This is a genomic window from Aeromonas sp. TS_SC_11, from assembly GCF_057318915.1.
This window is the reverse complement of record NZ_CM170470.1, coordinates 2668059-2691899: the sequence shown is the minus strand read 5'-3', so window position 1 is coordinate 2691899 and position 23841 is coordinate 2668059. Positions and strand designations below refer to the sequence as shown.

The following is a 23841-nucleotide window of genomic DNA, read 5'->3' as shown; positions in this document are numbered from 1 at the left end:
TTTTGGAGTCGCTTAGCGTTCCACTAGTCACGTTGTGATGCCTTGCGACTCGCTACTGGTCTCACTGTTCCCACTGGGTTACACGTGTTCCACGAGTTGCCGGTTAGTTTAAGCCATGCGCCTTGCGCTAGGACCCGTCGAGTGCGTGTGTGGAGGGACGTAGTTATGAAAAAATCTTCTGACTACGGCCTAGTTAAGGAGCGTATCGAGCTTACCACTAGCATTGTTGTTCTGTTGAAAGAGGTTTACCTCCTTCTGACTGCAATTGTTGGTTTTGGTGTAGCTCTCATCACTCTCGTTAACATGGCTTTTAACTACCCTATAGGAATTCTCAGCCACCGTGAATGGACCAAGATGGACTGTGAAGTTCGAAGTTAAGCCTGGCTCCTGGGTCTATGTACCCACAAAGCAGGTTGCTGAGTATGGTCGACGGGTTCACGATGAATTACTAACGCGTTATCGTTGTCCTCGCTATTACTTTCACCTTCAATCAGGTGGTCATTTAGCTGCTTTACAGCATCATGTTGATGACCATTTTTTCGCCCACCTTGATATCAGAAACTTCTTTGGTAGCATCAGCCGTACCCGAATCACTCGAAGTTTAAAGGATATTCTCAGTTATCCACTTGCGCGAGATATAGCAAAAAAATCAACAGTCCCTGTATCTAATGGGCAAAGCTATAGCCATTGTCTACCCTATGGATTTGTTCAGTCTCCTCTCTTGGCATCCATTTGTTTACATCGTAGCCATTTAGGAAGAGTGATCGGGAGATTACATCAAACTGGTTATGTGCGTATTAGCTTGTATATGGATGATTTGATAGTATCGGGGATGAATGAATCCATAACAAAGACGGCCTTTGAATTGATCAAAAAAGCCGCATCGAAGTCTCATTTTGAATTAAATCAAACGAAGGAAGCAAAACAGCAACCACTTATTGAGAGCTTCAACATTCATCTTTCTCATAGAAGTTTAGAAATTACACATAACCGGCTCATCTCGTTAGCAGAACAGTACAGAGCATCTGACAATGATTTTGTGCACGATGGCATCATTGGCTACATCAAATCGGTGAACCCAGCTCAATTAGCCGTTTTTTCACAGCTTATATGAACATGATAATAGTAGACCTCCCGCCGATTAATACTTCACCATCCCTCACTTCACCAGCTTCTGGCCAAATTTAAGGGTAGAAGAGATAGACATAGGAGCATTAGGATCAGATTCAGATATACCCCATGGTGAAAAAAAGCAAGATGGGGGGAGTTATGATGCGTATACATCACTGGTTGATGGCTAGTATTCAACTATGCCGTATCAATCCTTCTTCAAACAATTTTTATTTTTTAAAATTATGACTAAACACTACATAAATTTTCTCATCGCACCTGATGGCAAAGCTCCTCGTAATCTCCAAAACTCGATTAGACTTGTACAGAACGCATCTGCTGGCTTTAGACAAAGTTGGTTAGAACAGGAAAAGCCTGATGCTTATGAGACGAGTCAGGAAGCATTTGAACACTTAGATTACATTCAGAATGAGTTACTTAGACAACGCGATGCACTTAATAAAAATGCTGATACTTGGCCAATATCTCCTTTTTGTTCAGCGCTCTCTGTTCCAGTCGGAAAAATAATAAATAATACAACATCAACTAACTATTCATGGTTTTTAGCTTTACCTCAAGATAAAGGGGCAATGCCTATAGGAAGCATTTCTACTCCACTCACTCTCGAAAAAGCACTGAATAAGCTCAAGCACAGAGATACGACTGTACTAAAGTTTTCTCTCCCCCCCGATGGGGGGCATTTCATTTATATATACACAAAGGCAGGAATGGGACAGCCTGATTCTATTTCAGAAATCAATATTTCTATCTTCTGCACTGCCTGTAAATCTGCATCAAAATATATATGAGAAATCCATTTTCCCCATCGACTCTAACCTTACACATAGAAGCATCTAAATCACAGTGTTAATTAGAGCGTATAATCAAACGCTCACAGCGGTGGGCTCCCCGCCGCTCTCACATCAGTCACCGGCCGATCCATGTAGAGGGGGCGGTTTCGCCATCCACGGCCAGCAGCCACCCTCCAGCTCGGTATCGATGGGTTTGTCGCTCAGGAAATCCAACGCTTTCTTGGCATGTGACCGGCTCGTTGCCAATGTTGATTAGGCCACCAACGACCAATAAGGAGCCACCTGTCACTTCTGACAGTTGCAAGTTAGCCTCGAAGGTGAATACTAAATTTCTGCTGAGCGATGGAATAAATAGCATGCACCAATTTGGCGTCTGGCATGAGGGTGGGCATCAAACGGTCCATGGACTGCCGATTTTGAAACATCTGCTGCAATCCCTTAAGGGAGAGGTGATGGTGCGCTACATCTGTCGTGCCGATACGTCGTGCACCCTGTTTCTGACCATCAGGGATGGCGTGCCATACCAGAAGTTCAAGGAGGGTAATCCGCCACTGGATTGGCATTGGCTAGCAAATGCCATCCTGCCCCTTTCTGCCTCATCTCAGCCACTGGCTATGATGAAGCGACTTGAGTTGCGCTAGAACCAAGCCTAATCCCAACAGGTCCCCCCCTCTCCCGAAGCACCATGCCAGCTGGTAGGTTCTATCCGTCGGTAGGCGTAATCGGACATTCGCGAAACCTCACTCGCCAATGCGGCAAGCTCTTCCCGGCCGGTGACCTTGGCCGCCAGCTCCAGAGCGAGTTTGAGGGTGGAAGAGGTAGACATGGGGCATTCCTGAGAGATTCAGATATGACCCATACTAAAGGAGTGGCAGAAAGCGGGGATTTATGGTGAATTACTGAGGGGTTTCATAGAAAGGCCGTTAACGTTCTATTACGACCATCCAATTGAACCCATGCATTTTGGGTCAACAGATATACCAAGAACATAGTTTTTGTGATTTATTATATCGAATACCTTCAGGAGGAAACATGGCGAGCCTAGACTTCTTTACCAAAAGTGACATTGAGAGCTCGATAAAACGAGTTGATGAGCTATTCAGCTGCGGTATTTTTCACCCCCAAAACTCCGAGCACGTTCTTTTTCGCGCTGCATTTATTGAATTACTAATCGCATTGCGTGACTTGATGTTCAAAGCCGAAAAGCATTCTTCACGAATTTCGTTTGAAGATGACGTTAGTAAAACTGACAAGATAAAAGATGTATCTGATTTAATTAAATATGTGCGAGATGCCTTATGTCATCCTGACTCTGACAACCATTACATTGAAGTAGGAAATATTAAATCCACATTTAATGTTGCTTTTGGCCGAGTGAACTTGATGAAAATTGGTGATTTTGAGCAATCTTCAAAATATGAAGATGATATTTGCTTCTTCTTTGGGTCTCACGGTATTTACATGAATCGCCATATTGTTCGTGCATTTATTGAAGCAAAAGAAAAGTTAGAACCTTTGCTAAAAATTGACTACACACGAACAGCAACGTCAGAGCTATAGGTTAAATTCGCCAGTTGGCGTAGTAGAAATTTCGCAGCAGAATAAAAACGGTGGGTCTCCCCGCCGTTTTTCATTCCCCTACTCCCCTATCGTCACACCGTCTCCGGCCGATCCACATAGAAGGGGGCTGCCTCGCCATCCAGGGCCAGCAACTCTCCCTCCAGCTCGATCTCGATGGGCTTGTCGCTCAGGAAATCCACCGCCTTCTTGGGGGCAAGCGAGGCGCGGGGCACCGTCAGGATAATGGACTCCCCGCCGATCACGCTGCGCCCATCCAGAGTCAGCTTGGCCTTCACCTCGGGCTGCACGTTGCCGGCGATACGTGAACCTGTGACGGCGTTATAGCTGGCGCTCACCGTCACCGGGCCGCCGTCTGCCACGGCCCCCGCCTTGGTGGCACGCAGCAGCCCCAGGGCATAGTTGATCTCGAAATCAGTGCCGAGCACAAGAGATGTGGCCCCCTCCTTCACCACCAGGCCGGTGGCCGAGAGGTTGGTCTTGCCAAGCGACAACCATTTCGGATGGGCGGGCAGGGTCAGCGGGACCTCGGTCAGCGCTCCCGCCCCCTGGTTGATGGGGCTCTCCAGCCCCATAAAGGCGGCAGCCAGCAGGACCGGCGGGATCTCGCTGGTCTTGATGGTGACAGTGGCGGGCTTGGGTACGAAGTAGGTCTCCCGCGCCTGCCCCAGCTTGCCCTTGCGCTTGCTCGGAATGCTGATCTTCTCGCTGTCCGGTTTGACCTCCAGGCTGTTGACGTCCACCGGGCCTATCACCCCGTTCGACACGTTGTTGGTGAAGGTCTCGATATAGAGATCCCCTTCCAGGTGCAATGTTTCGCTCATCAGCGTTCTCCCTTGAACTTCACTGTCGTCTTGAAGGCAAGGGGCAGATACGCCACCCCGCCCTTGTAGCTCGGCCGAACCGGTGCGGTTTCACGCCGAAAGGTACTGTCACCGCAGGCCCGCCCGGCAACGGCCTGCAGCATCCGCCCCATCCACACACCAGCGCCGGCTTCCTTCGGGCTGGCGCGATGCACCAGCACCAACAACCAGACCTGATCGAACGCGCTTTGCCGCCCGGATTGGGTGGTGTCGTTCTCCCGCTCGCCCTGGTAAATCACATGAATGGCCGGGGTGTGCTGACCCAGGTTGGCCACCGCATCCAGATCGGTGGCCACAAACACCTCCTTGAGCCCTTTCGCCTTCAATGGCAGCAGCAGTTCGCGCAGCCGCTCACCAGCCGCCAGGTAGTCGAGCTCGGGGGATGGAGTGCTGGCTTGAGTGCTCATAGAAAGCCCCCGCTGCTTCGGCCAAAGATCCGGCCATCAGACTGCAACTGGGCCAGGTTCTGGCTCTCCACCTGCTCCCCATCAACCGCTAACCCCAACGCCAGTTCCCCCTTGCCCACCAACTTGAGGAAGGCCAGGGCGGCCTCATTGCGCTTGGCGATCTGCTCCGGCGCCTGCTCGCCATAGAGGCGGTGACGGGCGATATCGGCGCAGATGGGGACCAGGGCACTCGGAATATGGGCCAGCGGCAAGGGGTAGCGCCCCGCCAGGTAGCCATCGATCAAGGCTCCGGCATCCTGCAGGGCGATGGTGATGGCTGCACTATCCAGCTCGCCGGCCGGTGTCATGGCGAGGCGCAGCAGCTCCGCCTCACCAAAGCGGATCACCATGTCATTGACGCTGGCGTAGCTCATTTGGCCTTGCCCTTGCTACTGGCGGGCTTGGCGGCAGGCGCCTGGCTTTGGGGCTCTGTGCTCAGGCCACCCACTGCTGCGTCCAGCACCCCGCCCGTCTGCGGTGAGTCAGCTGGCGAGAGCTCGGCGTCCTCAGCCAGCCGCACGACCACCAGACGCGGATCGGCCTCCAGGGTCTCGCACTGCAGAGGCGACACAGCCATCTCAGACTTGCCTGGATCAATCGGCAGGCCCGCTCGGAAATAGACCTGACGAAGCGTTGATGTGATGCCAACTCGAATAGCCTGTTCCATCTCGTGTTCCATCTCATGTTTCCCTCTTTCATATCTGGTCGAGGCCTGTTTAAACGGGGGGTTAAACGCCAATCCTGTGACCGTTTAACCCCCGTTCAAGCAGGGGGTGACAGCCCTGGGTTACAAATAATCCGCCACTACCAACTTCAACTTGCCCTTGAGCTCGTTGCTGCTGCTATCGGACAGCTCCCGCTCCAGCATCTTGGTCGCCAGCTTCTCCAGCGACGGCGGTACCACCAGCAGGGTCGGCTTCACACCGAGCTTGCGGCCGCCATCCGCCTGGAATTCCCGCATCCTGGAGAAGGCATCCCACAAGTTGTCTGGGGTGAGTGCCCGTTTGTTGGCGAACGCCAGCTGCCAGAAACCAAAGCCGGCGGCATCGCGGCAGTCCACCCCATAGCGGAATTCCTTGCGGGTAAACACCGCCTCATCGTCGATCTTGGTCATGGCGATCAGCTGCGGCGCCTTGCGTTCCTGGAAGATGATGGGTTTGAGGGCGCGGCTGGTATCGAGCAGGAACCAGGGCTCGCCGACATAGGCGCCATCCACCACCAGGTTGGCGGCCAGTACCGGAGTCCCTGTGCCATCGGCCTTGGGATAGACGGGGTGATCGGTGTCGAAGAAATACTGGGAGTCATAGCAGGGCGTGGTGAAGCCAGCCCCGAGCAGGCCGAAGCAGAGCTCGTCGGGATGTACCCCTGCCGCCAGACCCATCTCCTGGAACAAGGGGGCATAGATGCCCAGTTCGTCATCCTCGATATCGTTGCGATCGACCCCCACTGTGGCCTCGAAGTCTTCGTTGACGATCTGGTAACCGTGCGCCTTCATCGACTCGATCACCCGATCCCCGACCCATTTGCGCAGGCTGGGAAACTTGCCAAGCCAGCCATAGGTGTTGGATTTGGTGGTCGATTTGATCACAGTCGCGATCTCGGTGTACTGGGTCGGTGCCTCCCCCTTGGCGTCTTCAAAGTTCTTCTTGAAGCCGGTGAACAGGGCCTGCAGCAGCGCGGGTGTAATGATGGCCATAGCGGTGTTCCTTCTCTGGATAAACGGGGTGGCGAGTCGTGCGCTTAAGCCTGCTTGGCCTTGGCGAACGCCTCATGGGTGATACCGAGCTGATCGGCGGCGTACTTGTCCTCGGCCGAGAGCACAGCATCACCCTTCTTTTCGGGCAGGGTGACGGCGGTGGTCTGGCTGGCGGCCAACGCCGCAATGGCCGGGCGCGGATCCAGCAGCGCCTTGAGGGCGGCGACCCCTTTCTGGGCGGCGTAGGCGGTCAGGTACTCCTCTTCGGCGGCCACCACCTTGCCCTGGGTGCGGGCCTCCTTGATCAGGGTCGCGGCATCAGTGGTATCCACCTGGGCAGTCAGGGCTGCCACCTGGGTAACCAGGGCGTTATAAGTCGCCACCGGCACGTATTGGGCCAGGTCAATTTGGCCGCTCTGTTGCACCGGCTGGGCCTTGAGGGCAGCCAGCGATGCCTTTTCTGCTGAGAGGGCCGCTTCCAGCTCCGGTGTCTTTTTGGCACTGGCCTGCAGGGTATCGAGGGCCGCCAGCGCGGCTGTGCCCTGCTCAGCGGTCAGCTGACCATCGGCCCCCGGCTGGATGCCGAGTTTGCCGAGCAGCGCGATCAAGTGCTCGTTCATGGATATCTCCTTGATTGGGGTGGCCAGCTGGCCGGGTTGGGTAGACATAAGGCTTGAAGCAGGCAGCGCACTCAGGGCCGCCAGTGCCTGCATCCCCACCACACCTGGGTCGTTGGTGATGGCGGTCATACGCAGTTCCAGCGGACGGCCCAGGGCGTCATAGGGGAACACGGCAGACAGGAAGCGATACTCTTTGGCAGCCACCAGGGCGGCGGCGCGATCGGTCCAGCGCGGCTTGATAAAGAGGCCCGCCCCTTCACGCCACTCAATTTCGTCGGCGTTGTACCAGCCGGCCGCAGGCGCTGGCTGGCCGTTCTGGTCGGTCTTGAGGGTCTGGTGGTCGTAGTCAATGAGGATGTCTTGCCCCATCTCTCTGACACGATTGATGAGAGTGGTGGCAATGGACTTGTCGAGCTGCCAGTGGCCACCAGGTACATCAAAGGGGCGGCCATCGCGGGCCTTGAACGGGCCAACCGGCAGCAACTGGTGCCAACCATCATCGCTCGGGCCAAGCGCCGCATCGAGCACAGCCAACCCCAGGGTGGTGGGTCTGGCATTCAAGATGGCCACGGCAATCTCAGATGGGGGCATAACTCTCACTCCGGCTGGTCACAGCTAAAATCACTGGCACCAGTGTCAGGGAGTAGAGCAAGGGGTGGGGTTTATGGTGGGTTAGTGCAGATCCAGGTAGAACGCTAAAACACGTGCATTCTGGAGGATATATTAGGGCCCATAGAGCATGGTGAAAGCTACTTTACATACAACCCAATTACGGTTACAACTTGAGTGCCGCTGTACCTTCAAGGGAGCGGTGTAAGGCTGCCCAGATACATCTGGTCAGTGCCCGCCTTTGCAGATATGTGTGAGACGGGGCTTCAACACTAGCTGAAGTCCGTCCGACAATATCTAGCCACTCGCACGGACTTCAATACCAAACTTATTGAGGTTCCGTATATGCGCTCCATAGCAAAACAACGCCACCAAGCCGCCATCCACCAATCCTTTCGCTGCTTCTATTGCGGACTTCCTATGTGGGAATCATCCTCAACAACCTTTATCAACCGACATGGGCTGACAAAGGCTGAGGCTAGCCTGCTGCAGTGCACTGGTGAACACCTGCACCCCAAAGGAGAAGGCGGTTCTGACAAGAGTCACAACATTGTCGCCGCTTGTAAACATTGCAACCAGACACGCCACAAGAGCGCCAAGATACTGACCTCGACCGATTATAAGAAGAAGGTTCAGAAACGACTCCACAAAGGTGCATGGTTTCCAGAGAGCGTGATCCGCAAGGCCAAAGGCAAACGAACGACGGCTGTTTAATCGTGTTTAAACACCCATTTGCCGTGCGAAGATCGGACAGGCCATGCGTTGCACCGGCCCTGTCCCCTCAAACGCCCCCAGAGGCTTAGGGCGCGTCCGTCCTCAGATAGCCCTCCAGCGTCTCCAGCACACTTTGCTGATCGGCTTCCGACAGCCCCAAATAGGGGCGCTCGGGCAGGTTGACCTCGGGACGGCCAAACTGGTGAGCGGCACCGTATTCCAGAGGGGTGCCGAAATAGAGGGTCTGGGGTTCGGCCTGATAGTTGAGGGTATCGCGCAGGTCATCGTTGAGGCGCAGCACTTCATCGGCATGGCGCGGCTTACGGGCGCGATACTTCTCCGAGAGCGGGGCCCAGGGCTCCCCTTCCGGGCTCTCTTGCGCATCCCAGCGGTCTCGGTGCGACAGCTGCAACCCTTCCCCGATATCGGCCAGGGGTTCGCTGAGATCACCGGTGCGCAGGTAGAGGCGGGCCAACAGCTCGTGAGCATCGGCCACCCCATGGTGGCTGATGGCGATAAAGCTGCCGGCCATCAGATCTCATCCTCGAAGGTGGTCATATAGTACAGCGCTTCCTCATCCGCATGCACCATGGCGGCCTCCCAGAGATCCCCCATCAGGTCGGCTTCCGCATCACGGGCTTGCTCGCATAGCGCATCCAGCGCCTTGGCTTGTGCCAAGGTAAAGGGGCCATCCTTTGCCAGCAGGGCACTGGCTTGTTCCAACAAGGTCATCCTCTCTCTCCTTTGCCACTGGCAGACGTGGCCTCGGCCAACATGGTCTCCACCCGTTTGGCCAGCTCAGGGAAATGCGCCACCATGGCGTCCCTGGCCAATACCCAGGCGGCAAACGCCTCGGCAGCGGCTTCCATCCTGGTCTTGCCGGCATACTCGGTCAGCAAGCCAACCCCAGTCAAATCCGGTTCACCGGCCCAAAAGTGGACCTGATGCCCCAGTTCGTGCAGCCAGGTCGATATCCGTTGTGCCGACTCATCTTGCCTGGCCCCCACGTTGGCCGAGACGCTCCAATGGAGGCGCAGGGTCTCACCGCTGGTCCCTCTTGGCTGCCATTGCCGGGGACCGCTATTGCCCTTGGCATCCGTCACCACCTCGGTGGCCGCCACTTGCACCGCCTTGATATCGACCGTCTTTAAAGTATCGCCCCCCTTTACCTTGATAACCAGATGATCCCAGCTCTTGGCGGTAAAGCCATTGGTCATGCTGGCGCGGCGAGAATGGTAGAAGGCGCGAACCTGGTAAGCATCCTTGCCCAGATACTCGGCGATGGCCGGTGCAACCTTGAGCCCGGCGGCCCCCTTGCCCATCTCGGTCTGCTTGATAAACAGGGTCTTGATCGGGTGCGCCTTGAGGAAGGCTGCCAAGGGTTCGTGCTGAGGGGCTGGCAACTGGGCCAGCAGGTCACTCAAGCCCTGCGCATTCACCTCCTTGACGCTGGAATAGGCACTCTCCACCAGCCGTTCTGGCAGCCGATCGGCCAGCGCTGGCTTGGCCGCCTCCCGCTTGGCCACGGCCTTGGTCAGGGCTGCCGGGGTCTGGGGGCGATAATCAAAACCGGGGTCTATGCCTTTGGGGATCTTGTGTAGCTCCCCGGTCGCCTTATCCACCCATTCATAATCGCCGTCATCCGGCGCTTTGCCGACTTCAAGGCCGCGCCTCTTGAGGTCGGCTGCCGAGAGCAGGAATTTCTTGCACTTGCAGCCATAACCGTTGCTCGGGGAATGGGTATTCCACCAGGGGTGATCCACCGGCAGCACCAGGTTATTCCACTTGAGGTGCAACTCCCTCGGGTGCTCGGAGTCCCCATGGCGATAAAGGGCATAGGGGCGCTGGTGTTTGATGCGCGCTATCTGATCTTCGCGCCCAGCGTTATAACTCTGCCGCAGGTTGGTCTCGAAGATAATGCGGGAACGCCAGGAGGCGGGGCCGATATGATCCCAGCCGTGACGGGCCACTATCTCCTTGAATGCCTTCTGAAACGCGCCGATGGATTGGCCCTCACTGATCGCCTTGTCCACCGCCCCACGCAGATCAGCCAGCAAATCTGTCTTGGTCGCTCCCGCCACCATAAAGGCGCGGTTATGGGCATCGCGCCACACATCAGCCCAGCGCTCGCTCGGCATGTCGAGCTTCTGGCGAAAGAAGGCGATCGCCTCGGTAAAGGGAAGCGAGCCATATCTGACTGGTGAAGAGCGAACCGGCATCAGCGGCCCTCCTCCACTTCCAACATGCCGAGCAGTTCACTGGCGGCGATGGCCTGGGCCAGCAGGGCGCCCAGTTCGTCATGGCTGAGTGCCGGCTCCAGCTCTAACAGGCCATCCCGGATCTCCTCCAGGGTGGTGGCCTGCATCACCAAGGCCTGGACGGCATCTGTCATGCCCGCCAGCACGGGCGCCACCTCGGCCTGCAGACGGGCCAGTTGGGCGTCGTTGTTATCCCCTCGCGGCTGAGACTTGCTGGCCACAAGCGCAGCCAGCCCTGAGGTGACAGCCTGAGAGGCGAGCTGCGCCTTGAGAGCGGCTTCCCCCGGCGCGGCTTGCTTATCGATGATAACCAGCACCTCTTCCCCCTCCTTGGGGGCTGGGATCTGCAGCTTGTCGCGCACCCACTGCGCCGGGATCTGCATCCCCATCCCCACCAGGGCGCGCAGCGGATAGGCCAGATCGCGCATATCCTCCGGCTCGGTCACGTCGAACTCCAGCCGTGGGCAGCGGCGGGGCCCCTGATAGCTCTTGCAGTTCAGGGCAAACAGCGGATAGACCAGATCCCGGGTCAGGCTCGCAGCCAACTGGCGCAAGTCGGCATCTCGCACCTCTTGCCGCACCTCGTTATGGACGTTGCCGAGCGCATTGGTCGAGCTCTTGCCATCAGCCTGGGAAGTCAGGGTGCCACCCAGCACGGCCTTGCTGATAGAACGCTCGCACCACTCCATCATCACCACGAAGGGATCGGCCTGACCGCTGGCGGCGTTCTGAAACTCGATCTCCATCCCCCTCGGGATAATGCCACCGGCGTTATGACCGATGGAGAGCACCGCCTGCAACAGGGTTGTTTTCTCTTTCTCGGTGGCCCCTTCCGGGTATTTGCCCAGACGCACCGGCAAACCATAGATCTCCAGAAACTCGGCCAAGTCGCGCACGCTGTAGTTCTTGAACAGGAAGGGCCAGACTAGGGTGCGGATAAGGCCGGTGCGGGCCAGATAGCCCGATTTGGATTTGGCCTTGTGAACCAGCCAGCCGAACGGATTAAGACCCGCCCCCTCCTTGCTGCCATCGCGCAGCCGCAGCTGATTCCAGTCGTCCGGGTGGGTCTGGAACCAGGCGGGATCACGCCAGACGATGCCCTTGGGGAGTTGCAGCCCCTCTACCATCTCCCAGCCGCTGAACTCCTGGGCACTGACCCCCTTGAGCACAGCGTCGGTGGCATCAAAGATGGCATCGTCGAACCAGGTGAAGTCTTCAATCAGCTCGCGGATCATCTCGCTGTCGCGCTTCTCGGCTGGCGTGGCGTTGCGAGGTGGCTCTATGGTCCAGCTCACCCCCAGCAGGGAGCGACGGCGCTTGCCAAGCTCGCTCTGCAGATGGGCGTCTTTCTCCTCCATGTCTTCGGCCAATTCGCACTGAGCGATAAGGCTCCCCTCCTCCGCCTCTTTGAGCGCCGCAGCAGCCTTGCCCGGCGTCAGCCCCACGGTCGGGTGCTCACTGTAGTGGCGGCGCAGCTGAGCCAGCTTGGCATCGTTCTCGCTCTGCGGCTCTTTCTGCAGGCGCAACGGATTACCGTGAATGTCTATGATCCCGCTCATTACCAGGCACCTCGTTCATATCGGTGATAGTCGTCATTGCGCTCTGCGTCACGCTTGCCAGGCAAAGGGGTGAACTCGATGGCGCCCCCTTCCATCCAGCTGGCCCGTACCGCCATGGCCAGAGCTACCGCAAAGTCACCGTGACGCTGCTGGCCGCCCTGGCCGGTGTTTTTGCCCTTGTCTATCTTGGGGATGCCGTTGATGACCTGGATCTTGCCCAGATCGTCCTGCACGTCCGCATGGCGCGGGATGGTCAGGTTGCCATCCTCAAACTCGGCCTTGAGCTTGGGCATCCACTCCCGATACCAGGGGTCATTGAGCATCACGCATTCGATCATCCCGGCTCCCCAGCGCAGCCGGGCGGCCTCCGCCAGATAGCCGCCGTTGCCGGTGGCATCGAAGGCCGCCGCCGTGAAGCGGTACAACCCCTGCAACAGGTAAAACAGGATCTGACGTTGGGTCTCATAGGGGGCATTGACCAGCTCCACCACAAAGGGCACCCCTTTGCGCAGGTTGGTCGCGATGGAGAGCGGCACAAACACTGAGAGATCCCCCTTGCGGGCGAAGTCTTCGCCCAGCACATGACGGCAACTGCGATCAAGCGCCTCCAGGCAGGGCTTAAGGTGTTCCTCGCACCAGAGATCCGCCACTGCCTTGCGGGTTTCCTCGCTTTGCAGCTCGAAATCCTTGGTCGCGGTAAAGCGCAGGATGGGAATATCCGGCTGCATGGCCCGCTCAATCAGCACACGCTTGATATAGGCGCCGCTGCTCTGCTTGGGCACACAGAAATACTCCTCCAGGGCGTCTTCTTCGGTGGCGGTGTCCTTGAGCAGGCCCGCCTTCCAGGCTTCCTCTGCCTCCGGCGTCCAGGGCGTTCCCTTGACCTGGCAGATGCGGCGATAAAGACCCTGCCGGCAGGCGTCGTCCAGGGTGATGGTGTGGATGGAGTAGCGCTTCTTGCCGGCGCGGCTGTCGTTGATGAGCTGGTTGAACAGGTTATCCACCCCGTTGTGGGTGCTGATGAGACGTACCTTGGCCCCCCACATAGTCAGCGCCAGCGCGGCTTTCAGCACCTCGGCCAGCCGGTCATGGAAGGCTGCCTCGTCAATGGTCACATTGCCCTGCATCCCCCGCAGGTTACTGGGATTACTGGAAAGCGCCTGCACCTTGAAGCCGGAGGCGAAATAGACCACGAAGGTGAGGATGGCTTTATCCTCATCGTCGGTGAATACCTCCTCCTGGATCTCACCGGCAGCCTTGTTGAACGCCTTGGCCCACATGGCCACGGCGTCGATAAACTCGCGGGCCATCTCCTTGTTGCTGCCCACGTAGAAGTGATGACCACCGCCAGCAGCTTTTGCCTTGGAGGCCGTGAGCGTGGCATCGGCGGCCTCCGCCCAGGTGATACCAGTACGGCGACTCTTCTCGGCAATCTTGAGCGGGCTCTCGTCGGCGATCCAAATCTTCTGATAAGGCAGCAGCACCTCGTCGGGGCTGTACTCGGTGCCGAGCTCCATGGCAAACTGCTGGGAACGGGCAACGGCGGTCTGCGCCATAGGGCTCTCGCTCATCAGGCAATCCCCAGAATTTCACGGCGAATGGCAGCGGCAGCCTCACCGCTCAACCCCGCCTGGGTGACGATGGCCTCTGTCTTGGCGGCCACCTCTTCGGCGAAGGCCTGGCGGATCTCTTTCTCCCGCTTGTGACTCTGCATGGCGGTGGATTCGAGCCGCTGGGCCGCCAGCATGGCGTTTTTCAGCATGTCGATATCCACCGCCTCTTCCGGATTCTGCACCTGGGCCAGCATCGCCTTGAACAGCTGGGAGCGGCCGAGCTCCAGAATGAGCTTGGTGGTCTCCCCCATCGGCTTGTCACCGAGCTGGGAGGTCAGTGCCGCCGTGGTCTCTCGCAAGTCGCGCAGGTGCTGGCCCACCTGCTCCACCTGGCTGGCGTGGCGACTGAGCCCCGAACGGGAGAGCTTGAGATCGTCAGGCAACCCGGCCTCTTCGATGAGACCGTTGATCTCATCCAGAATAGCGGCCTGGCTGTTGCCCTTGTCCCGCAGCATGGCGTTGAGGGCATCGCGGATAGGCTCGGGCAGCAGCCACACCTTGCTGGCGCGACCCCGGGTCGGTTTCTCGGCCATGGCTAATCCTCCGCCCTGGGCTTCTTGATGCCCGGCACGGTTGCCCGCCCCTCTGCCACGTCTTGGCCACGGCCGGTGAGGTGGGCCACTTGCACCTGGGCGAGGCGTTCGATGCGCACCAGCCCCTGCTCTTCCAGCCAAGCCAGCAGGGTCTTCACTCGATCCCGGGTCACCCGGCCGGTACCCAGCTGATCGAGGCAGTCATTGAGGATCGACTCGTTGGCCGCGCCACCGATATCCAGCAGGGAGCGCAAGATCACCAGGCGCTGCTGGGAATCCAATATCGCTTGAATGCTCATGTTTTCTCCTTCTGTGCCGCTGCGAGTTCATTCTCCAGCAGCATGTCGGCGAGGCGGCGGGCTTGGCGCAGCTCCGGCTTGACCTCTCGCAGCTCACCACGCAGCTCACTTATCTCCAGCTGCAGCTTGTGCAGCTCCCGCTCGCTCGGCAGATCGATCAGCGCCTGCTCCACCCGTTGCACCCGCGCCACCAGGGCGGTGAGATCTTCCCGTTTGGCGTAGGTTTTGGAGAGCAGGATGATGACCACCAGCCCCACCAAACTGGCCAGGGCATACAAGGGCCCCCAGTTCTTAACGATGAATTCCCACACGGACTGCCTCCTTGCGCTCATACAGGGTCTGGCACTCGATGCAGCGCTCGGCACCCGGTGCTGCAGCAAGGCGCGAGGGCGGGATGGCGTCATCGCAATCGCAGCAGATGCCATCCCCCTGGGGCCTTGACCTTGCTTGATGGGATTGAATAAGGCGCCCGGTTCGCTCGGCATCGAGCTGCTGGGCGCGGTCTATGGGGTCGCTCAAGGTCGTCTCCTTGCGGGCCGGTTACTTGACCACATGGGTCGCTTTGAGGCGGCCCCAGATAGCAACCAGACCACCGACTGCACTGGCCAGATCCACTATGGTGGTGGCCAGACTGGCTTGGGTGCCGACATCGACCGGCACACCGAACAGGCCGGCAATACCGGCACCGACTGCAATCAGGCCACCGATCACGGTGCGGCTCTTGAACGCCGACTTTGCTTGGGGTAACAGAGAATCAGCCATGTTGAGGCTCCTTATGTGGGGGTTGGAACTGACAGGGGGAAAGACGGGCACGGGCCCGCAGGCGATCCAGCTCGGTGACCGAACGCCAGCCCTGAGCAAACAGGGATTGGCGGGTGGCGTGGTGGCTGTAAAGCGGGATCGTCTTCAGGTCTGCACTGGTGGAGTTCGGGTTGGCCAGGTACGCCTTGAGGTGGGCGCGGCGCCCATCCTTGAAGCAGGCGAGATAACGGGGGTTCTTGAGTTCAGGAATGCCAAAGCAGCCAGCGGCCTGGATCCCTTGCAACGCCTGGCGGCGCTTCTTGATGAGGTTGGTGCTAACCAAGCTGGGTTTGCTCATGCCCCCTCCCCGAACCGGGTCGAGAGCAGATAGCTTTGCAAGCGCAGCAGACGGTTGACCCAGCCCCAGGCGTTGGCCCATTGACTCGGGTCTTTGCGCACTATGCCCAGCATGTAGCTGGCGCGGATCTCCAGTAAGCCAAGCAACAGGGCGCGGCCACCATCCCGACCCGTCTTGGCGGCCAGTACCCGCAAGCTTTGCGGGCCCAGCACCCCATCGGCCAGGATGCCCAGTGCCTGCTGCAGCTGGCGCACCGAACGGCCAGGGCCGTGGTGGACTGCACCATCGAACAGTACAATGGCAATCAGCGGGCAGACACTATCGACCCGATCACAGCGGGCGGGTAACCAGTAGTTGGCTCGGTAAAACAATTCGGTGTGAGCAGGAGTCAGATCGCGAATGGCGATATCCGGTTGGCCGTCTCGATCGAGGTCGGCCATGCCGTCTTTCTTGCCATCGGCGGCATCGGCGATACCGTATTTGGTATGGCCACCCCGGTCGGCCGGGTGATTGACCTCGCCCCCTTCCACATCGGGACGAAGCAACCAAGCAAGTGCGGAAGAAAAGGTATCAGGCAACATAAAGGCCCCTCGATTAACTGCGTTATCCGCAGCGTACTGAGGGGCCTTATGGGCGGGGGTTTATGGTGGGTTAGAAGTGTTTTTTGCCAACTAGATCCCATCCTTTTTTTAAGATATGCGTATGATTTTAAAAAACTTACCTAAGAATGTTTAAAATCTCGCGAGTTTACCTTCTATGTCCCAATATTTTACGTTACTACCTAACGGGCAGCGCTCCCCCACAGTCGCAAAATCACAAGCTTTTCTACTGACTGATGGCTGGGATGACTGGTTCAAATTCAACACGCTCTACATACTATTCGTTTTTGATGAAAACGGTGAAAAACACCGTATTGGTGAGGTTAAGATCGCTCAATTTTCGATGAAAGAGGGGCAAAAAAGGCCTGAGCTCCCTGAGACATTTGAGAGTCTTAATGAGGCGTTTTTTTCATTAGGGCAAGATGATAGTTACTACGAAGGCCTAAACAAATTAGGCCCAGAATTGCGTGACAAGATCTTACGTTGCCTTTGTGATGTAGCCCTCGACTCAGAGCTATTCCAGCGAGCACTGAAAGAAAAGGTAACTGGCGTATCCTTGCTTAGATCCGTTAATAGAGCAACAGTCCTAGGGCAGTTTGCCCGATTAGCAAGAGGGGGGGTAAGGCTATCTAAATTCAATTTTTCATATACCACACCTGTTCCTCGCCGCAAATCTCAATCAACCACTACACTATCGTTCAAAGTCAAGCCATTATCCATGCCGCCAACAAACATTCATGTACTAATAGGTCGTAATGGTGTAGGTAAAACCCATCTATTAAATAACATGTCTAGAACTCTCATAGATATCAAGTCTGGTAACAATTCATTTGGAACATTTGAGGGAGATGGTATTCAAGATAGTATTGATCTTTTCGCCAACTTAGTCTCGGTAACCTTTAGTGCGTTTGATCCATTTGATGCTTTGCCCAATCGACGTGATAAGTCTGAGGGCTTACCATGTGCATATGTGGGTTTAAAACGCCCAGGAAAAAGTAGAGAAGGTAAACCACTCGCTCCTAAATCACCGGAACGTTTATCTACTGAGTTTGGAGCTAGCGCAATATCTTGTTGTCAAGGAGCTCGTCTCGTTCGTTGGCGTAGAGCACTACAAATGTTGGAGACAGACCCAATCTTCAAAGCGGCCGAAGTAGCTTCGCTTGCAGATGAGAGTGATGATGAGGCTTTGACTACTGCATCAGCACGAGAACTATTCAATAGTTTAAGTTCTGGGCATAAAATAGTTCTATTAACAATCACACGATTGGTCGAAACTGTAGAAGAACGAACCCTTGTTTTACTTGATGAACCCGAAGCACATCTTCACCCCCCACTGTTATCTGCATTTATTCGAGCTCTTTCCGACTTATTAGTTAACCGTAATGGCGTAGCAATTATTGCAACACATTCGCCCGTTATTTTACAAGAAGTACCACAAAGTTGTGTTTGGAAAATCCAGCGCAGTGGTAGAACCGTCACCGTTGAACGCCCTAACATCGAGACTTTTGGGGAGAATGTTGGAGTTTTAACCAGAGAGATTTTTGGATTGGAAGTAACTCATTCAGGCTACCACCAATTGTTAAGAGAATCTATTGAGGAATATGATGATTTCGAGGATGTTGTTGATAAATTCAATAAAAAACTTGGCGGCGAGGCTCGCGCATTAGTTAGGGCATTATTGATTAATAGAGAGATCGAATAATGATTAAGCTCGACCCTCCACCTTTTGATGCTAAAGCCGTATATATTACCTGCATTAGTAGAATTCGCGACCCTGATTTAAAAAGACGGTTATCAAGTATAGCGGAAAATGTTGCTGAAGCTTCGGAACTATTTGATGCTCTCGCATCACAAACACTCCTACATCAGTTTGTACGGGAAGGGGTTATCGAAGGAATTGTTAGCACTGCCGAAATGGAGTCTATTTACACACAAAGAATGGCCAAGAAAAAAGCTCCGGGCCGTGATGTATACGACAAGCTATTTACTTCTGCCCCCAATGGAAAATGTGCATTGTGTGGCCAGAGAACAGTTTCGACCCTTGACCATCACCTACCAAAGTCTCAGTATCCAATACTTTCTGTAGCACCACTCAATTTAGTGCCTGCTTGTGGTGATTGTAATAAAGCAAAGCTTGCAAAATTACCACTAAATTCTAGCGAAGAATCAATACACCCTTACTTTGATAATATAGAAGATGAGCGTTGGTTGTTCGCAAAAGTAATCCCTGGTTCCCCAGCTGCAGTTTTATTTTATGTAAAGCAGCCTGATGCCTGGGGTGATGTATTGTTTTCTAGAGTTGAGTCCCACTTTGACAGTTTAAATTTGAACACTCTTTATTCATCAGAGAGTGCTGATGAGATAATTAACATCCGCCATCAATTAAATAACATGCATATAGCTGGAGGAAAAAATCTGGTAAAGGTTGAGTTAAAATCTCGTGCTGAAAGTTGCCGTATTGCGAAATTAAATAGCTGGAGAACGGCTACATATGAAGCTTTCATAGAGAGTGATTGGTTTTGCGACAAAGGCTTCAATGAGTTCTGAAAACTTATTCATTAAAAGTGGCCCTTCAGGGCCACTAAAAAACTAAATTCAATTTCCATCCTCAGCTATTAGCAAATAGATCTTTTTGATAAGAGCAACGACTTAACCGCCGCTGTTCTGCCACAACGGCATAGGTCTGCGGCACAGAGAGCCCGTGCTTGCGGGCCAACTGGTCTATATTGCGGCCATTGAACTCATCCCAGATGGCCCGGTCACGCAGGGCTGCCTTGAGATGCTCTCCGGTTGGGATGTAGTAGGCGCGGCCGCCCATGTAATGGGCCTGCACCAGTGCCAGTTTGCGGGCCTGAGCACGGGCAAGATCAGGTGCCATACCACCTCGACCCAGTTCGCTGGCCAGCACATCCACCAGTTCGGCCAGTGCCTTGGGCCATTTGGCCGTCAGCTCAGCGACAGGGATCTGGTCGAGCCGGTCCACCAACTGCCCCAGAGATTCATGGTCATCGGCGAACAGATCCAGATTTTTCGTGTTAGCGTCCATCTTGCGTCTCCGCTTTCATCTGCTCGAAGGCCACCAGCACAGTCTGATAACCGGCCACTCGTCTGGTCTTCTCATTAATCGGGACGGTGCGCTTGGCTCTGTGCAGCGCCTTGACCATCTCCCGCTTGTGCCAGTTCTTGAGGGATTCCAGCACCCTGTACGCCAGTGCATCACTGAGCCAGGCCACCTCAGCCACCCCGATCCCCTTGTTTATCCGCACAGTCTGGCGCTCGACGTAATGATTGAGCGCTGTCTCGCTGCCATCGCGCAGCAGGCCATGGCGGTGCATGGTGATCCAGACTGCCCGGATAACGCCTATCTCGCCCGTCCTGACCAGGGCACCGCTGACGGGACTTAAACGCTGGCTGGCAGCCCCTTTAACAGGGCGTTTAACGGTCGGTTTAAAGCCTGCCGCCTTCATGGCCACCAGCACCTTGTCCAGCTCCTGCAGGGTCAGCTCGGCTGCCGAACGCTTGCCGCTCTGCTGCTCCAGCAGCTCACGATAGGTCTCTTCATCGAGCCCCAGGGCTCGTCTGCCTACCTGGACCAGCCGGATCAGTCGGGTGCGGTCACTGCTTGGCTTATTGCTCTTGATTGCGCTCACCTTTCCCTCCTGCCTTTGCCGTCCAGATTTGTCCTGCCGCCATCACGTCCGGCCCGCTGCGCCACTGAGGGCAACGGCTATCGAGCCACTGCTCTGCCTGCTGTTGACTCAGGGGGCCAAACTTCATCACATAGGCCAGCAGTTGCGGCCAGTTAGACATGGCCATGACTGACCTCCCCCGCGACAGCCCTATCCCGCTGCAGCTCTGCCACCAGTTGCCAGCGCATCTGGCAGGCTTCCCCTGCCAGGGCACAGAACCCTTGTGCACGGGCCTCTTTATCAAACTGCTTGAGCTGTTTGCACACAGCTCGTTTATCAGGGGCCGCCTGTGCAATGGCTGCCGCACTGAAAATCTTGGTAAGCCGAATATCCATTTCTGTTTTGGTCATCGCCGTGCTCCTTTATCGAGGCGGTGAAGACCTGGGCCCAGATCGTTCGGTTGCTCATCAGTACCCAGCGACCACGCTGGATAGACGGGGGGCAAGCCCCCGTTTCGCTTAGTGGGATAGTTGTTTTCTCGCCTTGTTGACAATAGTGAGCAACATGGCTCGGCGGGACTTGTGCGCCGCTCCGGTGGCATCTTGCGAATCCATGAAGTCCAAAGCGAGCTGCGCATCGCTCAGGGCAAGATGCGGATTGCTGCGTAGCTGACATTCCAGAGAGCTCTTGGCATCGGCCACACTGGTGTTCAACAGAGCTTTTACGTTTTCCATCGCATTCCCTCCCTACAACTTGGCCAGATCCAGGCTCATCTGGATGTAACGGCCCTGACCGTCTCGCTCGTAGAGCCGCAGATATTGGCTGGTACCGGTCACCTGAATGGCGTCGGCGATCGCCTGCATGGCCTGCTCCCAGTCGGCGTCTTCGATATTGAGCTGACGCAGGGAGAGCACCTGATTGACGTCGATATGGCCCGCCTTGGAGACCCGAAAGGCATGGTCAACCAGCGCCCGCAGCTTGGCGTCGGCGCCATCGCTCCAGCGCGCGATGCACTGGTCGATCAGTGTCTTGGCCGCCTGGATCCGTTCATCAAATTTGCGGTGCTCCCCCACGGCCCGAATGAGCTTGTAACGACCATCAAAACTGAGCAGGGTGACATTGCCCTTGGTGCCGCCCCAGGCCACCCCGTACTGCTCGGCGGAGAGGTCTACAAAATCGGCAATCTGCTGCATGGCGTTTATCTTGAACGCCGCCAGACGGGAGCGCTCTTCACGGGCTGCCGCGATGATAGCCATCACCACTTCATCGCGCAGCTTGTCTGCCGGAGCGATCAGGTTTTCCGGTACCCAGTGCCCCTGGGCGTTCTGACGCATCGGGGTTGTGCTGGCGGTCTGTGCTTCTTGCATGGGCTTCTCCTTAGTGGATCTTGTTACTGCCAGGCATCTGATGGCCCACATAGGCCGCCTGATCCGGGGCTGATGCGCTCGCCTGTTCTTCCTGGTGAGTCGCGCCGCAAACGTCGAGGAACTTGGGTAACTGGCGCAGCACCACCTTGGCCAGGTCTTCGTCCTCTATGTCGATCTGGATCTTGACCATTTCCGTCTCCTTACTGGCGCCAATGCAGCACGCAGCCACCAAAGCGCACCAAGGCAACCTCTCGCACCACGCCCGCCAGACACTCGCGGCTCAACACAGCACGCGCTTTCATCTCGTTGGGCAGTGGCCCCGTCACCGCCAGCAGCGGGGTATGACAGATCTGTCTGGTGCGCACTTCACAGCCTTTCGCGGTCAGCCAATGGCTTAGCTGCTCAGCCGTCTTGTTCAGATTGTTGTGCAGATGCTTCTTCATCCCGTTCTCCTTGTGATCTCAATCACTGGGCCCACCGCACAACCCGAGCCCGCTGTTTTACTGGTTATTCTTCTCGGCCCGATCGAGCAGCCGGTTGTACTTGATGCCCATGATCTTGAGCTCCTCTGCCAGCAGCTCGGTCAGAATGCGCAGGGACGAACTGGCATTCTCGCCATCGCTTTTCGCTTGGCGGCGCAACCTAGAGAGGGTGGCCTCGGCGTCATAGCGGGCGCTCTTGTCCATGCCTTTGTTGTTTGGCCCAACCGAGATGCGCATTGGCCGTCGCAGTTGCTGTTCCTCACCCAGTTGGCTATGGGGGCAGCCGCTGCGGCACGCCTTCCAGAGCTTGATGTCCATCGGGCTGCTGCCCACATCACGGGGACCACGGCGCTGATGGGCAAGACATTGATGCACCGGTATTTCGCCCAGAATGGGGCACATCACCTTGCTGCCCATCAGGGCCCCTTCCACCAGGGTTTGCACCCTTGCCATATCGCCGGGATATTTCTGGTTACAGACCTGGCTGATAGTGGTTCTGGATAAACCAAGCTTGTCGGCCACCACGGCCAGCGAACTGGCTGCGACTTCGGCCTGTAACACCTCAAGCCACGTGTCCATGTTTTTCCTCCTCAACCAGGAACGGATAGAGCCGCTGCTGGTTCTGATCCCAACAACCGTTTTTGCGGACAATTGGGGCAAAACGACCGGTATCTTTCAGCAACTGGTACTTGGCGACCTCTCCACAATGAGGCATGGCTCTGGCTTGTACTTTTACGTAGCCGGCTTTAGTCAGTGCCTTGGCATATATCCCTGCATGGTTACTGGTTGAATCCGAGGTCATCGCTAACTCAGCCAGCGTAAACACACGACTAATTTTCATGGTGTTCCACATCTTCTGCTGGCTGGTTTTGCGCCGGCTTTTCCTCTTCTTCCGAGGGGCATAAGGTCCTTGGTTGGTGCCAAATTTTGGTGGTTCATTCACATCCGAAACTTGATATCGATTGCAGCCAAATACCTCTCTCTGACGTAAGGTCCCTTCCACTACGCAATGGAGATGTCCGCTCGCCAGCCAACGACGCATCAGCGCATATAAATTTGCTTGCTTAACGCCTGTCGCTGCGAGTAACTCAATCATGTCGAACGAGTCCTGTTTACACATCCACAACCAAGCCTCTTCCGTCTTGGACTTATCGCTGATATCAACCACTGGTATCCCTCCCGTGCTTTGTTGTTATTTGCTGGTCCTCGCGGCTACCGGTTGCGGCGCACGTCATGCAGCAGTTCGCTGGCGTCCACATCCTCCAACCGGATAATCCGGGCATCAGAGGCCATGGCCATCTTCTCGATCTTGTCCAGCGCCGAGACGATGGTGCGCACCACACCGTTGGAGCGCTTGCGGATGAGATCCAGCAGGGCATCGTCGATCTCCACGTCTACCTCCAGCATTTCGCTGGCTATCAGGGACACGTCCTCCAGATCGGCGGGTTTGAATTCGATCCACTGGGAGATGCGGTTAAACAGCTGCTTACGCTGGCTGATGCGGCGGGCAATCTCTTCCATGCCCACCAGGATCAGCGGCTGCTCGGTGGCATCGTAGATATCGCGCAGGGTCTCCATGATGCGGGCATTGCCGACCACGTAATCCGCCTCATCAACGAAGATGGCCAGCTCTTCGGCCCGCACAGATTCGACGATGCTATCGACCTGTGCCCGCAAGTTATGGCGCTGGGGAATGCCTATCTCTTTGGCGATCTGCTCCAGCAAACTGGTCACTGTGTCGGCCTTGTAGCAGCGCACATAGATGCCGTTCACTTCGTCCTGGTTGAACAACCATTCGACGGCGGTGGTCTTGCCAAACCCGGAGGGGCCGTGGATCAGACCAATCCCCGGCACTATGCTGGAGCGGTTGAGCAAGTTATCGAGCAGCTGCTCGGTCTTGATCATGTTTTTGACTTCAACAATCTTGTGTTTCATAGTGGTTTTGTCCTTTGTTT

Annotated in this window: 38 protein-coding genes and 1 other RNA gene; 8 read left to right on the top strand and 31 right to left on the bottom strand. The window is 56.1% G+C overall.

Annotated elements, in window-relative coordinates; all coding sequences use genetic code 11:
- The first annotated feature begins 165 nt into the window (after positions 1-165).
- The 4 genes from AC1P02_RS12700 (at position 166) to AC1P02_RS12685 (ending at position 2563) form a co-directional block, all read left to right on the top strand.
- Positions 166-378 carry a hypothetical protein gene (locus AC1P02_RS12700; protein WP_234593699.1) on the top strand — a complete coding sequence of 71 codons (213 nt, stop codon included), beginning with the start codon at positions 166-168 and terminating at the stop codon, positions 376-378.
- Entirely contained in the window at positions 362-1114 is a 753-nt protein-coding gene (locus tag AC1P02_RS12695) for a reverse transcriptase domain-containing protein (protein WP_485182382.1), read from the top strand. Before AC1P02_RS12700 ends, AC1P02_RS12695 begins: the two co-directional genes overlap by 17 nt.
- Before the next feature lie 196 nt (positions 1115-1310).
- Positions 1311-1919, top strand: coding sequence for a hypothetical protein (locus AC1P02_RS12690; protein WP_485182381.1), 609 nt, complete (start codon positions 1311-1313; stop codon positions 1917-1919).
- A gap of 359 nt (positions 1920-2278) precedes the next feature.
- Positions 2279-2563 carry a hypothetical protein gene (locus tag AC1P02_RS12685; RefSeq protein WP_485182380.1) on the top strand — a complete coding sequence of 95 codons (285 nt, stop codon included), beginning with the start codon at positions 2279-2281 and terminating at the stop codon, positions 2561-2563.
- A gap of 8 nt (positions 2564-2571) precedes the next feature.
- Here the strand turns inward: AC1P02_RS12685 and AC1P02_RS12680 are convergent, their stop codons facing one another.
- Positions 2572-2748, bottom strand: coding sequence for a hypothetical protein (locus tag AC1P02_RS12680; protein ID WP_485182379.1), 177 nt, complete (start codon positions 2746-2748; stop codon positions 2572-2574).
- Between the two features lie 206 nt (positions 2749-2954).
- Between AC1P02_RS12680 and AC1P02_RS12675 the strand changes: the two genes are divergently transcribed.
- Positions 2955-3482 carry a hypothetical protein gene (locus AC1P02_RS12675; RefSeq protein ID WP_485182378.1) on the top strand — a complete coding sequence of 176 codons (528 nt, stop codon included), beginning with the start codon at positions 2955-2957 and terminating at the stop codon, positions 3480-3482.
- Between the two features lie 92 nt (positions 3483-3574).
- Here AC1P02_RS12675 and AC1P02_RS12670 read toward each other — a convergent pair whose 3' ends face one another.
- The 6 genes from AC1P02_RS12670 to AC1P02_RS12645 form a co-directional block, all read right to left on the bottom strand.
- Positions 3575-4324 carry a phage tail tube protein gene (locus AC1P02_RS12670; RefSeq protein ID WP_485182377.1) on the bottom strand — a complete coding sequence of 250 codons (750 nt, stop codon included), beginning with the start codon at positions 4322-4324 and terminating at the stop codon, positions 3575-3577.
- Positions 4324-4770 (bottom strand): phage tail terminator protein, encoded by a 447-nt coding sequence (locus tag AC1P02_RS12665; protein WP_408861519.1) that lies wholly within the window; start codon positions 4768-4770, stop codon positions 4324-4326. The genes AC1P02_RS12670 and AC1P02_RS12665 overlap by 1 nt, the downstream gene beginning before the upstream one ends.
- Positions 4767-5183, bottom strand: a complete 417-nt coding sequence (locus tag AC1P02_RS12660) for a gp436 family protein (protein WP_485182376.1) — start codon at positions 5181-5183, stop codon at positions 4767-4769. The genes AC1P02_RS12665 and AC1P02_RS12660 overlap by 4 nt, the downstream gene beginning before the upstream one ends.
- Positions 5180-5488, bottom strand: coding sequence for a hypothetical protein (locus AC1P02_RS12655; RefSeq protein WP_430644046.1), 309 nt, complete (start codon positions 5486-5488; stop codon positions 5180-5182). Before AC1P02_RS12655 ends, AC1P02_RS12660 begins: the two co-directional genes overlap by 4 nt.
- A 108-nt stretch (positions 5489-5596) precedes the next feature.
- The gene (locus tag AC1P02_RS12650; RefSeq protein WP_429173843.1) at positions 5597-6505 is read right to left on the bottom strand and encodes a Mu-like prophage major head subunit gpT family protein; all 909 of its coding nucleotides are present in this window, start codon (positions 6503-6505) and stop codon (positions 5597-5599) included.
- Positions 6506-6549: 44 nt separating this feature from the next.
- The gene (locus AC1P02_RS12645; protein WP_485182375.1) at positions 6550-7716 is read right to left on the bottom strand and encodes a phage protease; all 1167 of its coding nucleotides are present in this window, start codon (positions 7714-7716) and stop codon (positions 6550-6552) included.
- A gap of 363 nt (positions 7717-8079) precedes the next feature.
- Here AC1P02_RS12645 and AC1P02_RS12640 point away from each other — a divergent pair, with 363 nt between their 5' ends.
- A complete protein-coding gene (locus AC1P02_RS12640) occupies positions 8080-8448 on the top strand; it encodes an HNH endonuclease (RefSeq protein ID WP_408139354.1) in 369 nt (122 codons plus the stop codon).
- Between the two features lie 85 nt (positions 8449-8533).
- Here AC1P02_RS12640 and AC1P02_RS12635 read toward each other — a convergent pair whose 3' ends face one another.
- The 12 genes from AC1P02_RS12635 to AC1P02_RS12580 are packed head-to-tail and all read right to left on the bottom strand — an operon-like array spanning position 8534 to position 16390.
- Entirely contained in the window at positions 8534-8980 is a 447-nt protein-coding gene (locus AC1P02_RS12635; protein WP_485182374.1) for a phage virion morphogenesis protein, read from the bottom strand.
- Positions 8980-9180 carry a hypothetical protein gene (locus AC1P02_RS12630; protein WP_485182373.1) on the bottom strand — a complete coding sequence of 67 codons (201 nt, stop codon included), beginning with the start codon at positions 9178-9180 and terminating at the stop codon, positions 8980-8982. Before AC1P02_RS12630 ends, AC1P02_RS12635 begins: the two co-directional genes overlap by 1 nt.
- Entirely contained in the window at positions 9177-10667 is a 1491-nt protein-coding gene (locus tag AC1P02_RS12625; RefSeq protein WP_485182372.1) for a phage head morphogenesis protein, read from the bottom strand. The genes AC1P02_RS12630 and AC1P02_RS12625 overlap by 4 nt, the downstream gene beginning before the upstream one ends.
- Positions 10667-12265: a DUF935 domain-containing protein gene (locus AC1P02_RS12620; protein ID WP_485182371.1), complete on the bottom strand. Its 1599-nt coding sequence runs from the start codon at positions 12263-12265 to the stop codon at positions 10667-10669. The genes AC1P02_RS12625 and AC1P02_RS12620 overlap by 1 nt, the downstream gene beginning before the upstream one ends.
- Entirely contained in the window at positions 12265-13836 is a 1572-nt protein-coding gene (locus AC1P02_RS12615; RefSeq protein WP_485182370.1) for a hypothetical protein, read from the bottom strand. Before AC1P02_RS12615 ends, AC1P02_RS12620 begins: the two co-directional genes overlap by 1 nt.
- Positions 13836-14411, bottom strand: coding sequence for a DUF3486 family protein (locus AC1P02_RS12610; RefSeq protein ID WP_065402779.1), 576 nt, complete (start codon positions 14409-14411; stop codon positions 13836-13838). The genes AC1P02_RS12615 and AC1P02_RS12610 overlap by 1 nt, the downstream gene beginning before the upstream one ends.
- 2 nt (positions 14412-14413) lie before the next feature.
- Complete coding sequence (locus tag AC1P02_RS12605; RefSeq protein WP_098983780.1) at positions 14414-14710, bottom strand: VpaChn25_0724 family phage protein; 297 nt, start codon at positions 14708-14710, stop codon at positions 14414-14416.
- Positions 14707-15021: a DUF2730 family protein gene (locus AC1P02_RS12600; RefSeq protein ID WP_282790099.1), complete on the bottom strand. Its 315-nt coding sequence runs from the start codon at positions 15019-15021 to the stop codon at positions 14707-14709. The genes AC1P02_RS12605 and AC1P02_RS12600 overlap by 4 nt, the downstream gene beginning before the upstream one ends.
- A complete protein-coding gene (locus AC1P02_RS12595; protein WP_485182369.1) occupies positions 15002-15229 on the bottom strand; it encodes a TraR/DksA C4-type zinc finger protein in 228 nt (75 codons plus the stop codon). The genes AC1P02_RS12600 and AC1P02_RS12595 overlap by 20 nt, the downstream gene beginning before the upstream one ends.
- A 21-nt stretch (positions 15230-15250) precedes the next feature.
- The gene (locus AC1P02_RS12590) at positions 15251-15472 is read right to left on the bottom strand and encodes a hypothetical protein (protein ID WP_065402776.1); all 222 of its coding nucleotides are present in this window, start codon (positions 15470-15472) and stop codon (positions 15251-15253) included.
- Positions 15465-15809: a hypothetical protein gene (locus AC1P02_RS12585; protein WP_485182368.1), complete on the bottom strand. Its 345-nt coding sequence runs from the start codon at positions 15807-15809 to the stop codon at positions 15465-15467. The genes AC1P02_RS12590 and AC1P02_RS12585 overlap by 8 nt, the downstream gene beginning before the upstream one ends.
- A complete protein-coding gene (locus tag AC1P02_RS12580) occupies positions 15806-16390 on the bottom strand; it encodes a glycoside hydrolase family 108 protein (protein ID WP_485182367.1) in 585 nt (194 codons plus the stop codon). Before AC1P02_RS12580 ends, AC1P02_RS12585 begins: the two co-directional genes overlap by 4 nt.
- A gap of 175 nt (positions 16391-16565) precedes the next feature.
- Between AC1P02_RS12580 and AC1P02_RS12575 the strand changes: the two genes are divergently transcribed.
- Positions 16566-18110 (top strand): ATP-binding protein, encoded by a 1545-nt coding sequence (locus tag AC1P02_RS12575; RefSeq protein WP_485182366.1) that lies wholly within the window; start codon positions 16566-16568, stop codon positions 18108-18110.
- Positions 18110-18955: an HNH endonuclease gene (locus AC1P02_RS12570; protein ID WP_485182365.1), complete on the top strand. Its 846-nt coding sequence runs from the start codon at positions 18110-18112 to the stop codon at positions 18953-18955. The genes AC1P02_RS12575 and AC1P02_RS12570 overlap by 1 nt, the downstream gene beginning before the upstream one ends.
- 61 nt (positions 18956-19016) lie before the next feature.
- On the opposite strand, the gene AC1P02_RS12565 is transcribed toward AC1P02_RS12570, so the two are convergent.
- From AC1P02_RS12565 to AC1P02_RS12510, 12 genes are all read right to left on the bottom strand, one after another.
- Entirely contained in the window at positions 19017-19454 is a 438-nt protein-coding gene (locus AC1P02_RS12565) for a Mor transcription activator family protein (RefSeq protein ID WP_485182364.1), read from the bottom strand.
- The gene (locus AC1P02_RS12560; protein WP_485182363.1) at positions 19444-20058 is read right to left on the bottom strand and encodes a gp16 family protein; all 615 of its coding nucleotides are present in this window, start codon (positions 20056-20058) and stop codon (positions 19444-19446) included. Before AC1P02_RS12560 ends, AC1P02_RS12565 begins: the two co-directional genes overlap by 11 nt.
- A complete protein-coding gene (locus AC1P02_RS12555) occupies positions 20036-20224 on the bottom strand; it encodes a hypothetical protein (RefSeq protein WP_005906323.1) in 189 nt (62 codons plus the stop codon). Before AC1P02_RS12555 ends, AC1P02_RS12560 begins: the two co-directional genes overlap by 23 nt.
- On the bottom strand, positions 20211-20447 hold the full coding sequence (locus AC1P02_RS12550) for a hypothetical protein (protein WP_485182362.1): 237 nt from the start codon (positions 20445-20447) through the stop codon (positions 20211-20213). The genes AC1P02_RS12555 and AC1P02_RS12550 overlap by 14 nt, the downstream gene beginning before the upstream one ends.
- Before the next feature lie 44 nt (positions 20448-20491).
- Positions 20492-20557: hammerhead ribozyme type II (locus AC1P02_RS12545), an RNA gene on the bottom strand.
- A complete protein-coding gene (locus tag AC1P02_RS12540; RefSeq protein ID WP_346209397.1) occupies positions 20556-20771 on the bottom strand; it encodes a hypothetical protein in 216 nt (71 codons plus the stop codon). The genes AC1P02_RS12545 and AC1P02_RS12540 overlap by 2 nt, the downstream gene beginning before the upstream one ends.
- Positions 20772-20783: 12 nt before the next feature.
- Positions 20784-21404: a DUF3164 family protein gene (locus AC1P02_RS12535; protein ID WP_005906328.1), complete on the bottom strand. Its 621-nt coding sequence runs from the start codon at positions 21402-21404 to the stop codon at positions 20784-20786.
- Positions 21405-21414: 10 nt separating this feature from the next.
- A complete protein-coding gene (locus AC1P02_RS12530; protein ID WP_485182361.1) occupies positions 21415-21594 on the bottom strand; it encodes a hypothetical protein in 180 nt (59 codons plus the stop codon).
- A gap of 10 nt (positions 21595-21604) precedes the next feature.
- The gene (locus AC1P02_RS12525; protein WP_485182359.1) at positions 21605-21847 is read right to left on the bottom strand and encodes a hypothetical protein; all 243 of its coding nucleotides are present in this window, start codon (positions 21845-21847) and stop codon (positions 21605-21607) included.
- A gap of 57 nt (positions 21848-21904) precedes the next feature.
- Positions 21905-22465, bottom strand: a complete 561-nt coding sequence (locus AC1P02_RS12520) for a transcriptional regulator (protein ID WP_485182358.1) — start codon at positions 22463-22465, stop codon at positions 21905-21907.
- Positions 22449-23054: a hypothetical protein gene (locus tag AC1P02_RS12515; RefSeq protein ID WP_265461181.1), complete on the bottom strand. Its 606-nt coding sequence runs from the start codon at positions 23052-23054 to the stop codon at positions 22449-22451. The genes AC1P02_RS12520 and AC1P02_RS12515 overlap by 17 nt, the downstream gene beginning before the upstream one ends.
- Positions 23055-23098: 44 nt before the next feature.
- The gene (locus AC1P02_RS12510) at positions 23099-23821 is read right to left on the bottom strand and encodes an AAA family ATPase (protein ID WP_125598302.1); all 723 of its coding nucleotides are present in this window, start codon (positions 23819-23821) and stop codon (positions 23099-23101) included.
- Positions 23822-23841: the final 20 nt, after the last annotated feature.